The sequence below is a fragment of the Arthrobacter sp. 05T442 genome (genome assembly GCF_056395945.1).
The window spans coordinates 1-920 of the sequence record NZ_JBFTKM010000050.1 but is presented as its reverse complement, the minus strand read 5'-3'; the positions used below and the strand labels follow the sequence as shown (position 1 = coordinate 920).

Annotated in this window: 1 protein-coding gene; it reads left to right on the top strand. The window is 66.5% G+C overall.

Features of this window, described 5'->3' with window-relative positions; all coding sequences use genetic code 11:
- Nucleotides 1–239: 239 nt before the first annotated feature.
- The coding region (locus AC1DES_RS19115; protein WP_476897271.1) for a helix-turn-helix domain-containing protein at nucleotides 240–920 on the top strand (681 nt) is incomplete at its 3' end.

Genomic DNA, 920 nt, shown 5'->3' with positions numbered 1-920 from the left:
CCGCGCATATCAGTCTGACAGCGCCGTCGACAATGACGCGCCGGCCCCCGGACCAGGCAGGAAACGGACACAAAAGAGCGGTCCAAGACAAACCAGCCTTGGACCGCTCACCCTTGCCCTCTTGACAAGCAACAACTACATATCAGCTGTACTCRGCCAGGACGTTGGTTGCACGGTGAAAGGGTGAAGACCTCTTAGGTTGGTGGTTACCACACACACCTAACGACTAAGAGGTCTTCATGGTCCACCGTAATGCCCGTCTGACTCCTGCCGGTAGAGGCATCCTTGTCCAGCGTGTTCTGGATGGCCGCCCCGTGGCCCATGTGGCCAAGGAAATGGGTGTTTCCCGTACCTGTGCGCACCGGTGGTTCCGGCGCTACCTGGAGCACGGCTGGGCCGGGATGGAGGATCGTTCCTCCCGCCCGCGTTCCTGCCCGCACGCCACTGCCGCGGCGAAGATCGACGAGGTCCTCGCGGCGCGGGTGAAGCACCGTGAAGGCCCGGTCGAGCTGGCCGAACGCTGTCACGTCCCGGCCCGCACGGTCTCCCGGATCATCGCCCGGGCCGGCCTGCCCCGGCTGTGGGAGCTGGACCCCATCAGCGGCGAACGCATCCGGGCCGGCCGGGCCACCGGCCACCGCTACGAACGCGACACCGCCGGGGAGCTGCTGCACATTGACGTGAAGAAGCTCGGGAAAATCCCTAAGGGCGGCGGCTGGCGGGTCCACGGCCGCAGCGAGCCAGTCAAGGGCCGCGGCATCGGTTACGACTACGTCCATGTCGCCGTCGATGACCACTCCCGCCTGGCCTACGTCGAGGTCCTGCCGGACGAGAAAGGCCCCACCTGCGCCCGGTTCCTGGCCAACGCCGCGGCGTTCATGGCCGCGAGCGGGGCACCCGTGCGCGAAGTCATGACCGAC